General features: G+C 35.0%; 12 protein-coding genes. 7 read left to right on the top strand and 5 right to left on the bottom strand.

Annotated features, from left to right (window positions below):
* The first annotated feature begins 78 nt into the window (after positions 1-78).
* A complete protein-coding gene (locus GKZ86_RS17890; RefSeq protein ID WP_154784430.1) occupies positions 79-2,337 on the top strand; it encodes a cation:proton antiporter in 2,259 nt (752 codons plus the stop codon).
* A 134-nt stretch (positions 2,338-2,471) separates the two neighbouring features.
* Here the strand turns inward: GKZ86_RS17890 and GKZ86_RS17885 are convergent, their stop codons facing one another.
* The 3 genes from GKZ86_RS17885 to GKZ86_RS17875 all read right to left on the bottom strand — a co-directional run bounded on the left by GKZ86_RS17885 (position 2,472) and on the right by GKZ86_RS17875 (position 5,351).
* Positions 2,472-3,110: a peroxiredoxin gene (locus GKZ86_RS17885; RefSeq protein WP_154784429.1), complete on the bottom strand. Its 639-nt coding sequence runs from the start codon at positions 3,108-3,110 to the stop codon at positions 2,472-2,474.
* 92 nt (positions 3,111-3,202) lie between these two features.
* Positions 3,203-4,420 carry an MFS transporter gene (locus tag GKZ86_RS17880; RefSeq protein WP_154784428.1) on the bottom strand — a complete coding sequence of 406 codons (1,218 nt, stop codon included), beginning with the start codon at positions 4,418-4,420 and terminating at the stop codon, positions 3,203-3,205.
* A gap of 16 nt (positions 4,421-4,436) precedes the next feature.
* A complete protein-coding gene (locus GKZ86_RS17875; RefSeq protein ID WP_154784427.1) occupies positions 4,437-5,351 on the bottom strand; it encodes an AEC family transporter in 915 nt (304 codons plus the stop codon).
* 318 nt (positions 5,352-5,669) lie between these two features.
* Between GKZ86_RS17875 and GKZ86_RS17870 the strand changes: the two genes are divergently transcribed.
* Positions 5,670-6,077 carry an Rrf2 family transcriptional regulator gene (locus GKZ86_RS17870; RefSeq protein WP_154784426.1) on the top strand — a complete coding sequence of 136 codons (408 nt, stop codon included), beginning with the start codon at positions 5,670-5,672 and terminating at the stop codon, positions 6,075-6,077.
* Positions 6,078-6,133: 56 nt separating this feature from the next.
* A complete protein-coding gene (locus GKZ86_RS17865) occupies positions 6,134-6,775 on the top strand; it encodes an NAD(P)-dependent oxidoreductase (protein WP_154784425.1) in 642 nt (213 codons plus the stop codon).
* A gap of 294 nt (positions 6,776-7,069) precedes the next feature.
* On the opposite strand, the gene GKZ86_RS17860 is transcribed toward GKZ86_RS17865, so the two are convergent.
* Complete coding sequence (locus GKZ86_RS17860; protein WP_154784424.1) at positions 7,070-7,426, bottom strand: hypothetical protein; 357 nt, start codon at positions 7,424-7,426, stop codon at positions 7,070-7,072.
* Between the two features lie 97 nt (positions 7,427-7,523).
* Here GKZ86_RS17860 and GKZ86_RS17855 point away from each other — a divergent pair, with 97 nt between their 5' ends.
* From GKZ86_RS17855 to GKZ86_RS17845, 3 genes are all read left to right on the top strand, one after another.
* The gene (locus GKZ86_RS17855; RefSeq protein WP_154784423.1) at positions 7,524-7,724 is read left to right on the top strand and encodes a hypothetical protein; all 201 of its coding nucleotides are present in this window, start codon (positions 7,524-7,526) and stop codon (positions 7,722-7,724) included.
* A gap of 47 nt (positions 7,725-7,771) precedes the next feature.
* The gene (locus GKZ86_RS17850) at positions 7,772-8,017 is read left to right on the top strand and encodes a hypothetical protein (protein ID WP_154784422.1); all 246 of its coding nucleotides are present in this window, start codon (positions 7,772-7,774) and stop codon (positions 8,015-8,017) included.
* 293 nt (positions 8,018-8,310) lie between these two features.
* Positions 8,311-11,382, top strand: a complete 3,072-nt coding sequence (locus tag GKZ86_RS17845) for an immunoglobulin domain-containing protein (RefSeq protein ID WP_154784421.1) — start codon at positions 8,311-8,313, stop codon at positions 11,380-11,382.
* 864 nt (positions 11,383-12,246) lie between these two features.
* On the opposite strand, the gene GKZ86_RS17840 is transcribed toward GKZ86_RS17845, so the two are convergent.
* Positions 12,247-12,627 (bottom strand): hypothetical protein, encoded by a 381-nt coding sequence (locus GKZ86_RS17840; RefSeq protein ID WP_154784420.1) that lies wholly within the window; start codon positions 12,625-12,627, stop codon positions 12,247-12,249.
* A gap of 84 nt (positions 12,628-12,711) precedes the next feature.
* Here GKZ86_RS17840 and GKZ86_RS17835 point away from each other — a divergent pair, with 84 nt between their 5' ends.
* Positions 12,712-12,924 carry a hypothetical protein gene (locus GKZ86_RS17835; RefSeq protein ID WP_154784419.1) on the top strand — a complete coding sequence of 71 codons (213 nt, stop codon included), beginning with the start codon at positions 12,712-12,714 and terminating at the stop codon, positions 12,922-12,924.
* The last annotated feature ends 43 nt before the right edge of the window (positions 12,925-12,967 follow it).

Genomic DNA, 12,967 nt, shown 5'->3' with positions numbered 1-12,967 from the left:
ACGACAGACTGAAATAAAAAGCTTTACAAAAGTTTTCATTTCAATCTGAAGGAAGCTCCGAACTAAAACACCATTTTTATGATTGCCTTAAATGCCGCCGCCGAAACCACACACCATTTAGAACCATTAATTAGCGACTTGGGATTAATCCTGATGACCGCCGGGATTGCTGTGTTGTTATTTAAAAAAATGAAACAGCCTCTGGTTTTAGGATACTTAATTGCCGGTTTTTTGGCTGGAAATCATTTTGATTTTTTCCCGTCGATTACAGAAATGAAAAGTGTCGAAGTCTGGGCAGAAATTGGCGTAATCATTCTCTTGTTTAGTTTAGGTCTCGAATTTAGTTTTAAGAAATTGATGAAAGTGGGCGGAACGGCCTCGATTACCGCCTGTACGCAAATTATAACCATGGTTGTTATTGGTTATCTCGTTGGAAGATGGATGGATTGGTCGCAAATGGATAGTATTTTTCTTGGCGTAATTTTATCGATTTCATCAACAACAATCATTTTAAAAACCTTTGATGAACTCGGTGTAAAAGCACAAAAATTTGCCGGAATCGTTATTGGGTCTTTAATTGTACAGGATATTGTTGCCATTTTAATGATGGTTTTACTTTCGACAATTGCAGTAAGCCAGCAATTTTCAGGAAGTCAATTGCTGATGTCAGTTTTAAAACTGGTATTTTTCCTGACAGCCTGGTTTTTGGGTGGAATCTTTTTTATTCCGACGCTTCTTAAAAAAGCAAAACATTTACTGACAGATGAAATGTTACTTATTATTTCGCTGGCATTATGTCTTACGATGGTAATTTTTGCTTCAAATGTTGGTTTTTCTCCCGCTTTAGGCGCTTTTATAATGGGTTCTATTATTGCCGAAACAACGCAGGCTGAACATATCGAACATTTGGTAAAACCTGTAAAAGATTTATTTGGAGCGATATTTTTCGTTTCTGTCGGAATGTTAATTGATCCGAAGATGTTATATGAACATGCGATTCCTGTTGCCATTTTAACGGTTGTAACCATTCTGGGACAATCTGTAAGTTCTACAATTGGCGCTTTGCTGGCAGGACAACCGCTTAAACAATCCGTACAAACCGGAATGAGTTTATCGCAAATTGGTGAATTCTCGTTTATTATTGCAACTTTAGGAATAACACTTAATGTTACAAGTTCATTTTTATATCCGGTTGTTGTTGCCGTTTCTGCCATAACAACTTTTACCACACCATTTATGGTGAAATATGCCGTTCCTTTTTCTCATTTTCTGGAGCAAAAACTGCCTAAAAAATGGGTTAAAAACATCAACCGTTATAGTGTCAATGCCCAAGCCATAAAATCGGTAAGCATTTGGCAAAAAGTATTAAATGCTTATGTAATTCAAATTATTCTGCATACCATTATCATCGCTGCCATTATTTTATTGTCATCTAAATTTATTGCGCCATTGGTGGCCGATACACGATTTGGAAACACTTTGGCTGCACTTATTACGTTAATTGCAATTGCTCCGTTTTTGTGGGCACTTTCGTTACGACGCGTGGCTGTAGAGGAAGTAGAATTACTTTGGGAAGAACGTAAATACAGAGGCGCACTTTTGATGATGATTTTAATCAGAATGAGTTTGGGATTATTCTTTATCGGATTTTTATTGAATATCTTCTTCTCGCCTTTGGTAGCTTTTGTTGCTTTAATAGTTGCCATTGTGGTATACCAAATATTCCCTAAAAAACTGAATGAACAATATCATAAAATTGAAAATCATTTTCTAAAGAATTTCAACGATCGCGAAAATAAAAAAATCGACAGACGTTATGCCAATTTAATGCCGTGGGACGGACACATGTCTTTTTTTGATATTGGAAAAGAATCGAACCTGGCGGGTAAAACATTACAGGAATTGCGCATTCGTGAAGAAATGGGAATTAATATCGCCTATATAAAACGTGGCGAAGTAACGATTCCGATTCCGACCAAAACCGAGCGATTATTTCCGGGAGATGAAATTTGTGTAATTGGTACCGATGCTCAGGTAACTGAGTTTACAAAATACCTGAATCAGAATGAAACCGAAACAGCCACATCTGTAGAAGAATCTCAAATTGTATTGCGCCAGCTTGAAGTTGCGAATGAAGAATTTATTCAAAAAAGCATCGGGCAATTTAGAACCAAAACCAATGGTATGGTCGTAGGATTGGAACGAAATGGAAATCGAATTTTAAACCCGGAATCGCATTTGGTTTTAGAACAAAACGATATTATCTGGGTTGTAGGAGATAAAAAACGAATGAATGAGTTGATTGCTAAAGGCACTATCCCGAGGCTTCGGGACTAAGTAGCTAAGTTACTAAGCTTCTAAGGTTAAAAAAAAAGATACTAAATAATTAAGGTTCTAAGATACTAAGCTTTTAAACTTAGCATCTTAGAACCTTAGTATCTTAGTAACTTAGAACCTTAGTACCTCAGAACCTATTTGTTAGGTTGCGGAGTCATTCTCAAATAAGGTTTTATAGGATTATGTCCTTTTGGAAATTTTGTCGGAATATCACTATCCGGAACTGCCGGAGTAATTACGACATCTTCACCATCTTTCCAGTTTGCAGGCGTTGCTACACTGTAATTTGCTGTTAATTGCAAACTATCAATAACACGAAGTAATTCTTCAAAATTTCTTCCTGTCGAAGCCGGATAAGTCAATGTTAGTTTTATTTTTTTATCAGGACCAATTACGAAAACCGAACGCACTGTAAATTTCTCACTTGCATTTGGATGAAGCATATCATACAACGTGGCTATTTTTTTATCCTCGTCAGCAATTATCGGAAAATTAACCGTTGTATTTTGAGTTTCGTTAATATCTTTAATCCATTCTTTATGCGATTCTAAACCATCTACACTCAAAGCAATAACTTTAGTATCTCTTTTGGTAAATTCAGGAAGGTAATTCGCTACAGTTCCTAATTCAGTAGTACAAACAGGAGTGAAATCGGCAGGATGCGAAAATAAAACGCCCCACGAATCCCCTAACCATTCGTGAAAATTGATTGTTCCTTCTGTTGTTTCGGCCTGAAAATCCGGAGCTATATCGCCTAATCTTAATGTTGACATAATTTAAAGTTTTTAGTTCCTCTAAAATTACTTAAAAAAAATAATTAAAAAAAACTAAACTCTACTTTTTCTATCAATTTTAAGATTTTAAATTATTTCTTCTGTTGAATGTTAGGTAAAAAATAGGCAAGAATACCAATTAAAGGCAAATATGAACTTATTTTATACACATATTCAATACTGGTTTGATCTGCAATATAACCTAAAATGGCAGAACCCAAACCTCCCATTCCGAAAGCAAAACCAAAAAACAAACCTGAAATCATTCCCACTTTTCCAGGCTTAAGTTCCTGTGCAAAAACTAAAATAGCCGAAAATGCAGATGCAATTATAACACCAATAATTACGGCTAAAACACCTGTCCAAAATAAATTAGCATAAGGCAAAAGCAGCGTAAATGGCGCAGCTCCTAAAATAGAAAACCAGATAATATATTTTCTTCCAAAATGATCTCCTAACGGTCCGCCAATTAAAGTTCCGGCAGCTACAGAAGCCAAAAAGATAAATAAGTAAAATTGAGAATCCTGAACACTCATCGAAAATTTACTAATTAAATAAAAAGTAAAATAACTCGACATGCTCGCCATATAAAAGAACTTAGAAAATATCAATAATAATAAAACGATAATCGAAATCGTAATTTTTCTGTTCGATAATGCAACGGTTTCTTCTTCTAAATTCCCTTTTTTAGCCGCTCTCAAATTCATATGATTTTCATACCAAAGTGCAATTCTAGACAAAATACCAATTCCGATAATACCGGCAATGACAAACCAAATAACATACGTTTGTCCGTAAGGCGCGACAACCAAAGCTACTAATAAAGGCCCGATTGCGCTTCCGGCATTTCCTCCCAATTGAAAAATAGATTGTGCCAAACCACGTTTTCCGCCAGAACCTAAAAAGGCAACGCGTGATGCTTCAGGATGAAAAATCGAAGAACCAATTCCTACTAAAGCCACTGAAATCAATAACATCCAGAATGAACTCGAAATAGACAATAATCCCAAACCTAAAATGGTAAAAATCATGGCTGCCACAAGCGAATACGGTTTTGGCTTTTTGTCTGTATAAAAACCAACAAAAGGCTGTAATAATGAGGCTGTTAATTGAAAAACAAAAGTAATTAGTCCGATTTGGGTAAAACTTAAATTAAAGTTCTCCTTTAAAATCGGGTATGTTGAAGGAATTACAGATTGCATTAAATCATTTAATAAATGAGCAAATGCAATTGAAAATAATACCGAATAAACTGTTTTTTGAGCTAAAGCACCGCCGTCGATTGCGGCCGTTTGTGTAGATGAATTCATATTGTAGTAAACGAGGTTATATTACAAAACTAACGATAAAATACCAGATGGCGAGGGTTAAAAAAGAAATCGGAATCCCGAAACCAATCATCATGCTGCTTAACTTTGGTTTTAAACCATAAGTCGAAGCTAAAATTGCGCCCGTTATCATGGGTGCCATAGCCATTTCCATAACCGTTATTTTTATAGCTTCAGAATGTTGATTGAAAATAAAAACATACAAAACCAAAATTATAAACGGAGTGATTATCAACCTAAAAAAAAGCCCGAGTCGCAGAAAGCGCCAATGCTGACTTTTTCTGTCAAAACTAAGTTGTAATCCTACTGAAAATAAAGCGAGTGGCGTAACCAAACTTCCAATTTTTAATAAAATATCCTGAATCGTTATATCTAAATCGGATTGAAAAACATTCAATAAACAAGCCACAACAAAGGTTATAAAAGGCGGAAACAAAATTATCTTTTTGAAAATACTCAAAGCATCCGGACTTCCTTTAGAATAAAATGCAGCCACAAAAACGCCCAATGTAGAAACTACAACAAAAGTTCCGGGCTGATCGACAAGTACAGCAGTTTCTAAACCTTTTTTACCAAATAAAGCCTCTATTATAGGATATCCAAGAAATGATGAATTGCTTAATCCGGCTGTTAGAACCAAACAACCAATCAGTTTGTTTGACCATCCTAATCGTCTTCCTAAAAAATGAAAAAATAGAAAAGCCAATAAAAAACTGATCCATCCCGCTCCTATCGGGAACAACAATTCATTGCTCCATTTTATTTTCGGAATATGATATAAGGTTATTGCCGGCAAACACAAATAAATAACAATCTTATTGATTGTCTTATAAATATGAGTGGGGAATTGCTTTATGTTTTTTAAAAGCAATCCTAAAAACAAGAAGAAGAATATTATTATAAAGTTGTTCATATCAAGGGTTAGTGACAAAAATAGGTATTTATAAATTGATGTATAAAACAAATTACACACTTAATTAAAATTAAACACATAGAAGCATAGATTTTGAAAACTAAAAAAGGAGGCGTTTCACTTGCATTAACAAATCCCGAGGCTTCGGGACTATGTGTGAGAAACTAGTTTCTTTTGATCTTCTCTTTTAGATAAGGAAAAACTATGTTTCTATGTGTTAAAAAAATTATGTATTAAGCAAACAAACAGAATTATTTTTGGCTAAAATTAGTTTTATATAATAAAACATCTTAAATTTGTAACATATTTTATTACAGTATGATTTCAGGTAAATTTGCCATAACGATTCACATTCTTACTTTGCTGACAAAATTTCCTAATGATTATTTATCATCAGAGTATATTGCAGGAAGTATTAATTTGAATCCTGTTTTGGTTCGTAAGGAAATTGCGAACCTAAAAGCGCATCATATTGTAGAGAGCAAAGAGGGAAAAAACGGCGGTACAAAACTGGCCGTAGATGCATCAAAATTGACTTTGAAAGAGATTTTTGAAATGACTTTTGAAACGATTAATTTGGGTTATGCTAAAAATCAGCCTAATCCGGATTGTCCTGTTGGAAAAAAAATCAATCAAAATCTGGCTAATTTGTACGCAGCTATGAATGAAAAAGTAAGCGCGCAATTTCAAGACATTTCACTGGAAGATTTTTCAAATCAATTTTAAAGTATTTTTTTACTCAAAACTGTAACAATTTTTATTACTAATTAAATTTATATATTATGAAAATCGCAATTATTGGAGCAACAGGATTTGTTGGCTCAGCAATCTTAAACGAATTGGCAAACAGAAATCACGATATTACTGCTATTGCAAGAAACCCAAAAGACACGGCGAATGTTACCTGGAAAAGTGCTGATATTTTTAATGTAAATGAATTGGCAGAAATCTTAAAAGGAAATGACGCTGTTATTAATGCGTATAATTCAGGATGGACAAACCCTAATATTTATGACGATTTTATTGCAGGTTCTAAAGCAATTCAGGAAGCGGTAAAAAAATCTGGCGTAAAACGTTATATTACTATTGGCGGTGCTGGAAGTTTATTTGTTGCTCCGGGTTTACAAGCGGTTGATACTCCTGATTTTCCAAAAGAATACCACGCGGGTGCGACTGCAGCAAGAGATTATTTAAATATCTTAAAAGAAGAAAAAGAATTGGACTGGGCATTTTTTAGTCCGGCTTTCGAAATGCATCAGGGTATTACAACCGGAAGAACAGGAAAATACCGTTTAGGTTTAGAAAACCCTGTTTTTAACAACGAACAAAGAAGTATCTTATCTGTAGAAGATTTGGCAGTTGTTATTGCTGATGAAACTGAAACTCCAAAACACCATCAGGTTCGATTTACTGCTGCGTATTAATTAAACACAGATTGCAAAATTTACACGAATTAGATTATTTCTTAAGGCTCTGCATGCCATCTGTATGTCATCATTAGCGTAGTCGAAGGACATACAAGAAGCTTCATAAAATAGCTCAGCAATACAACTCAGACCCGACAGGTTTTTAAAACTTGTCGGGTCTCTTTGCGTTTAAACTATACGGTTAGTAATATTTGTCGAGCTGCTTACGTCTCCTTCAATTACGCTCAGGATGGCAAAAATTCGTGTAATTCGTGTAATTCGTGGCAACCTAAACAGCTTCAAAAATAAACACTACAAATTTTTCAATCCTTCTATTTCTTTATTGAGCCTCTCGATTTTCTCCTCTTTAAGATCGATAATTTCAAGTCTTGCTTCGGCTAATTCTTTATAATTAATATTGACTTCAATACTGCTATTCCTTAACATAGAACCCTTACCTGTTAAAAGCCAGTTTGCATCAATCTCGGGGTATGTATTTACCAAATTCTGTATTGGAGTTATTCCAGCATTGGTTCGTTTTTTACATATTTCTGTAACTAAAGAAGTGCTGATATTCAGTTTATTAGCAAAATCTTTAGTACCTGTGACAATTTTTTTAAATTTCAAATACTCGTAAGCATCTAAAAACCTGACAGTTAAATCGTTCATCTTGAAAAAATTACAGATTTTTGTATTTGTAAGTATTTTTATACATATTTCTGTGTATATTTGCATATTATTTAGCATTCAAAGATAAACTTTTGTTATGACAATCGAACAAATCAAGGAAAAAACACTGTATGGTGACTACACTTTGCTTGGTCAGGTAATGGGTATTAATGCACCTGCGGCAAAAATGAGATTCTTTCGTGGAGATGAAACCGCAAAAAAAGCCCTGCTTAAAATAATTGCAAATCGTGAAGCGCTAATTAAAGAATTTCAAAAAAAACAGACATTATTAAAATAAACCCAAAATGCAGTAATCCCATTATAATAAATTAAGATCATTAATAAATGAAAATAAGTAAGACAATGGATAAGAGTAAGACAAAAATTTACAAATCCTATGATGCGAATATTTTACAAGCATTATTTATAAAGTATGGCTTATCAAAATATTACATACGTCAGAGTATAAGCGGATCTGTACAAGGAATTACACCAGAGAGTATAAAAAAAGATTATGTTACAATGGAAAAAGCAAGCAAGGACATTATTGCCATTCTTATTCAAAAAACGATGGGTACAGAAAACAAATAAGAAAAAACAATATTCAATTACCCATACTTTACCCATACTCACCTACTCGTCTTAACCCTTAAAATTTTATAAGCCAACCCTATTAAAATCATTGCTTTTATAAAAGCGCAATAATCTTCTATCCTTATAAGCCATATTGAAAAAAAAACTCAATGGCTCCTTTTTTTATCAAATAATACCACAAAAATAAAAGAATATCCAAAAAGGGATATTCATAACGCATGCTTTAATCTGTTGCTTTTTTTAAGCAGGGGAAACATGCATGCTATTTTTAAAATTTAAACAATTAAAAAATGAAGAAAAATCTATTTTGTATATGGCTTATGCTTCTAGCCATATTATTTTCGGTAAACATGGAAGCCCAAATGACCATTGGAGGTAAAAAAGAGCCTGAGGCTTTCTCTGTTCTGGAGCTACTTAACAAAGGAGGACTTCGATTGCCTCAAATGACAACTGCAGAACGTAACGCTTTTGCAGTAAAAGATAATGATAAAGGTAACGGACTTACTATTTATAATAAAACAACCAATTGTGTAGAATATTGGAACAAAGTACGCTGGGTAAGTTTATGTGAAGGAACATCGCAAACAGTAATCAGCCCGCAGGCATGTCTTGATGTTGCTGCTGACGGTACAGGATGTGACAGCACATTTGATATTACAGACCCGGATTGTCCTAACGGACCATTTAATATTACCATTACCGCTGGTTCTGAATATGCAGCTTTAAGCGAAGTAGATATTGTTAACGGAAAATTTAATATTAACTTTTTTCCAAACGAAACGACAAACATTCATACTGTTTTAGTTCGTGTTACCAGTACCTGTACCAGTTTATACAAAGAGTTTTTATTCTCTCAAAAAGGAGTAGATTGCAATTCTATGACCTATGCTGCACCAACAATAACTGCATCGGGAACCACTTTATGTACAGGCGGTTCGGTATATTTATCAGTTCCGGCTAATAGCGCTAACCTGGATAAATTAATCTGGACGCGTAACGGTATTGAAGTTGCCCGCGGTGTTAATTTTTATATTGCAACCCAAAAAGGAAAATACAATGTTTCTATGGGAGCTGTAGGTTGTAATACAAACACAGCAAACGAAAAAGATATTACAGAATCAGGAACTGCGGCACCAACTACTATTTCGGCATTAGCTTCTAATAATGGCGTAATTTGTGGTACAAATGCAGTAACACTTTCAGCATCAGCAACTACAGGAAGTGTAGTTTGGTTTCACAATGGCGTTCAGGAAAAAACCGGCTCTACAGTAAGTATTAGCGGTGATGCCAGTGTAGGACAATGGTTTGCAGCGGTAAAAGACGGAAACTGTTGTTCTAAACAGTCTAACATTATCAATGTAACAAAAAGTGCAGCAGCAGGCGGACAAGTAACCATAACTGCTGCAGATGTACTTGTAAACGGAAAACCATTAAACAGTTTTACCTCATTTTGTTCAGGTGGAAGCTTGGATTTAAGTATTATCAACAAACAAAGCGGTATTACCTATACCTGGTATAACGGTAATGATGTTATTGCGGAGAATCCTTTTGTAGTGCCAAGTTCGCAATCGACAATGTCACTGCGTATGGTAGCTTCAGACAACAGCGGAGCTAAATGCCCTGCAGAAGCAAGCGTATTAGAGGCAAGTGTAACTAGTGGAAACACTCCCGGACAGCCAAACATTACAGGGAACGCCATACTTTGTGATGGTACGACAGATTTAACAATCGTTCCGGCAGTAGCTGGTACTTACACCTATACCTGGTATAAGGATAATGTAAAAATGAGCCAGACTACTGCAGCGATCAGCGTTTCAGAAGGCGGGGTTTATAGTGGTACAGTTACAAATGCAACAGGATGTACCAGTACATGGGTATCAAGAACAATATCATCAACCGTTTCAAGTTTACCGGTACTTTCATGGGTGGTAACCCCAGATCCTACTAAAACTAATTTTGGAACAAAAGTGACCATGCAGGCAGCTGCAACGTTCAACCCTACATCGTATACCTGGACAGCTGATAATGGTGCAACCGTTACCGGTACAGGAGCAACAGTTTCTGTACAGCTTCCTGCAAGTGGGACGGATGATACACCGGTAAAAATTACAGTAATTGCTGAGAATTCTTGTGGTAAATCAGTTGCGTTGGAGTACACCATTTTGGTTAAAAACGAATGTTTAACCCCGGCTCTTACAGCGCAGTCTGCTTTAACTCAAAAAGTAACAGCAGGATCTAATTTTTCTGTTGCCGTATCGACAACAAACGCACAAACCCCAACCTATCAATGGTATGTAAATACATCTGCAAGTACTACAGGAGCAACTGTAATTAGTGGTGCTACTGCCGCTTCATACACAGGACCAGTTAATGCAGCGGGTACTTATTATCTGTTTTGTAAAGTAACTAACGGATGTTCTGGTAATCCAACCGGGTTTTCTCCATTCTTTACCGTTACTGCAACAGTTAATCCGGCTAGTATAACAACAGGATCCGGTACTTTTGGAGGTAGAACTTGTTTTGATATTGCCGAAAGCAATGATGATGATGATTGTGGCAGACTGTCTACCCGATTAGGAATGAAATCAGATTTTAATCTGGCAGCTACTAATACACAATCTTATGTCTTTACCCCAAGTGGTAATGTAAGTAATGTTCGTTTTGTTTATGTAGAATCACTAACCGGTCAAATAGTTGCTTCGATTTCCGGAGATAATCCGGGAGCAGTATCTGGCCCTGTTACCGCGACAGTTGTATATAAAACGTCATTAAGTTCGGGGGCAAACGGTCAGGGTACAGCCTTTGGAAAAACTAGAGCAAATGCACTTTCTGTTACCATATATGCTATTTATACCGATGGAACAGGTGATAAAAAAGTAGAACTTACAGCACAAATAAAAGACTGTATGTGCTGTGGTGCAAAGATAAGCCCTACAGTATGGAAAGAATTTATGTGTTATAACTTAGGTTCTGTTGATACTTCTTCAGATCCTATGAAACCTATAGCTAGTATACAAGGAGGTACGTACGGTTGGGGAGAGTTTGCCTGTCCTGCGGGTTATCGTTTACCAACCACGGCAGAATGGCAAGGGGTGATAAGTAATAATACTGCTACTTGGATAAATTATTTGGGTAACGCTACTTATTATTCAATGACTAGCGGAATGAAACTTGGAGAAAGCTTAATGCTGCCTACTGGTGAGCTTATGGGTTATGGAGCTCCTAATTGGTATCCGCTTACATATTGGGGACAAAATGGCGCGATGTTAAATTATTATACGGGCAATGGATATTTAGCAATAGCTGGTAATTGGGCTAATAATGGTTATAAAACGCACGTGAGATGTATGACGGCTAACTAAAATTATTCCAATCAGTCTTAAAAGAGGTTGATTTTACAAGTAATAAAGCTTGAATTGAGTTATATGTAATTGCTCTCTATAAAGTATTTAAAGAATAAAGTAATCAAAAAGACCGTGGCGCTTTTCATTTCCTGCTCTTGGGCGGGAGTGAAGGGTGTTTCGGTATTTTGATGAATTCTTAGATTAATTAATAATTAACAATAATATAAATATGAAAAAATTAGTTATGGGAGGTTTTACTCTATTGAGCATCTTAACTTCTGCACAGGCACAAACTTTAAATGTTAATTTCTCGCATTATTTAGTTGTTAATGAAAAATAATAACCTTAAGAAAGGCAGTTCGTATAGAACTGCCTTTCCTTGTATTTATAATTTTGCGATCCTAAAATATAAAACTTCGAGAGAAGAATCTTTGTAACCAAAAAACCTTAATATAATACAAGCCAGCCAAACATTACCAACGGCTTCAACCGTTAGAGACGTTGTTTTATCATGACAATATTGCGCTGCAATGGCTGAAATCGTTGGCAATATTGAAACTCTGTGGTTGAAAGACGCAATACAACTCAGACCTGATAGGTTTTCAAAACCTGTCGGGTCTCTTTGCGTTAAACTTTGTGTTTACAAAATCTTTGTCAAAATTTCAAACTTTCACAAGGATCAATACGTTACAAATTATAAGAGTTTTTACGAATTTCCCTCCACAATTTTGTCATCTCTGTAAAAGTTAGCTATTTTGATAATAAAATCTTCGTAACCCAAATTCCCGAAACATAACACAAAACAGCCACGCAAAGTCAATCAACATTACTTATAAATTCATTTTTTGAATCTTATAATTTTCACGAATTATTACCATTAATTCATCCCTTTTCCTTCTTTTCATTTTCTAAAACCTGTTTCTCTAAAAGAGAAACTACTTTTTGTAAGATTTCAATAGTTTGTTTTCGTGATTCCGCAAGGTTTTTATAAGTTAATTCGTCTTTTTCTTCGCTTTTTTCAAGGCTAAAATTATCAACATTTTTATCCTTAATCATTGATCCTTCGCTTTTTATGAGCCATTCGCAGCTATATTGAGGATAATTTTCAACTAATTTTAACACCCATTTCGCCTGAATATCACTGTTTTTTGCTAATGCACGAGACAAAACGCCCTTGCTCGCTCCTATTATCTGTTCAAGCTTTGTTATTGTAACACCTTCATTATCAGCTAGTTTACTGATATTCTCTAAAATAGTATTCATTTAAGTAGGAAATTATCCTTTATTTGTTTTTTTAGTTGAAAATTATCATCTACCTTTGTTTCGAATTTTAAAACAAATTGAGCAATGGACAAAAGTAAGACAAAAATCTATAAATCCTACGACTCTATAATACTTGAAGCATTGTTTTTAAAATACGGCGTATCAAAATATTATATACGTCAGAGTATTAACGGATCAGTTCATGGAGTTAAACCGGATAACATAAAAAGAGATTATGTAAAAATGGAAAAAGCAAACAAGGACATAGTGTTAAACCTGATTCAAAAAACACTTTAAACTTAAAAAGAATCAAATATTTAAAGCAAAACACTACGAATAC

The organism is Flavobacterium sp. LC2016-13, assembly GCF_009707955.1.
Classification (GTDB): Bacteria; Bacteroidota; Bacteroidia; order Flavobacteriales; family Flavobacteriaceae; genus Flavobacterium.
The sequence above is the reverse complement of the archived record's forward strand: the minus strand, read 5'-3'. Positions and strand labels throughout refer to the sequence as shown.